Origin of the sequence: Devosia sp., from assembly GCF_036676215.1 — a bacterium.
Classification (GTDB): domain Bacteria; phylum Pseudomonadota; class Alphaproteobacteria; order Rhizobiales; family Devosiaceae; genus Devosia.
Window position 1 is genome coordinate 1 of the sequence record NZ_JAKFDJ010000078.1, and the last position, 1731, is coordinate 1731.

Annotated in this window: 2 protein-coding genes; one reads left to right on the top strand and one right to left on the bottom strand. The window is 61.9% G+C overall.

Translation table 11 applies throughout. The features are described 5' to 3' along the window. On the bottom strand, nucleotides 1-284 hold a 284-nt coding region (locus V6M52_RS08765; RefSeq protein ID WP_442881836.1), incomplete at its 3' end, for a Bug family tripartite tricarboxylate transporter substrate binding protein. Nucleotides 285-419: 135 nt separating this feature from the next. Between V6M52_RS08765 and V6M52_RS08770 the strand changes: the two genes are divergently transcribed. Then, entirely contained in the window at nucleotides 420-1331 is a 912-nt protein-coding gene (locus tag V6M52_RS08770; protein ID WP_332700740.1) for a LysR substrate-binding domain-containing protein, read from the top strand. Nucleotides 1332-1731: the final 400 nt, after the last annotated feature.

Below are 1731 nucleotides of genomic sequence, written 5' to 3' on the forward strand. Positions count from 1 at the left end.
GTATAGCCGTCGGGCACCGCGCGTGCAATCTGTTCAGCCCCAAGAGCACCGCCGGCGCCGGATCTGTTTTCCACAACGATGGACTGCCCCAGCTCGCGCCCGACATACTCCGCAATCAGACGGCCAACCAGATCCGTCGACCCGCCCGCGGCAAACGGCACGATCATGCGTATGGAATGGGACGGATAATCGGCCGCCACGGCGGAGCCGGCACAGCCCATCATGAACACGGCGGCACCGGCCAAAGCGCGGCGAACCAACTTTGCAGTAATTGTTGCGGACATGGAAAACTCCAGGAACGTGAGAAAGATGAAAAATGGAGTATCTGCAATTTACTTGTCACCGGCAAACGACTATATTGCAGGCTAGTATTACATAATGTAATAACCCTACTTAGCTCCGCCCGCCCAGCACAGTCAATGAAGATTCATTCACCGTCCATGTCAGAATTGCACGCCTTTACTACGGCAGCGCGGCTCGGCAGCTTCACGAAAGCGGCGGAGACGCTCTGCCTGACTCAAGGCGCCGTCAGCCGTGCCATTTCCCGGCTGGAAACGCATTTCGGCCAGCCGCTGATGAAACGCAGCGCCCACGGACTGACACTCACTGACGCCGGTCGCCGCCTCGCCGACGCCACCGCCGAGCCACTGCAAGCAATCGAATCAATTTCATCAGAGCTGCGCAGCACGGCAGGCCGCCAGCACCTGAGCCTCGCCGTAGTGCCCACGCTGGCCAGTGTATGGCTGGTACCGCGCCTGCCCGACTTTCACCGCCGCCATCCGGAAATCACCCTCTCCTTTGCCGCATATAGACGCGATGAAGATTTCTCGCAAGCCACACCCCATGCCGCCATCCTCAGCGGCCTTCCTCATCAGTGGCCGCAATGCCATAGCGACTACCTGCTGGGCCGCGAGATTGTCGTCATCTGCCACCCCGACCGGTTGCAGGCACGCAAGGCGGCCGGACTGTGGACCGATCCCGGCCAGTTGCTCCAAGAACCCCTCCTCTACCACGCCAACGCCCCCGACAACTGGCAACGCTGGTTCGACTCCGTCGGTGTCGCCGGCAAGCCGCCCCCAGGCACAGCGCTGGACCAGGTCTCCATCCTGGTGCGGGCAGTCATGGCCGACATGGGCATCGCCGTACTCCAGCGCTGCCTGGTACGCGACGAAATCGCCACCGGCCGCGTCGTCTCCCCTTTCGACATACCCGTATCGCTCGACCGCGGCTATGTCCTGTGCTGCCCCCAACAACGCAAAGACCACCCCGCCCTCAGCGCCTTCCGCGCATGGATACTGGAAGTGGCCGCCCGGGAGCGGCAAGCGGCCTGATTCGGGATGCGACAGAGGCTTCCTGATTTGGGAAGCGGCCGAATCCCTTTCAGTGACATACATCCGATACTTTAAGAGTCATCGCGTCCCGGCGACACTGATCTAATCATCGTCGGCTCACCCAGTCCAGCGAAAACAGCGTAAACGTTGAGTCACCCGATCACGAGTCAATAACCTGACCCTCGCCAAACCACATCTATGCGAGGCGCCGGGGGCTGGGGTGGCTGGGCGGAATTTGAGCGCGCCGTGCCGGTGACCTCAGTCAGGGGACTAAGGGCGCGCTGTTCGAACGGCGCGCTTACGGACAGCCAGTGGCTGTCCGTTGCCGTGAGTTCGCGTCCGCCCTGACTGAGGTCACCGGCACGGGCAGTCCTGGCGAAGCACAGGACCGCAGCGATAT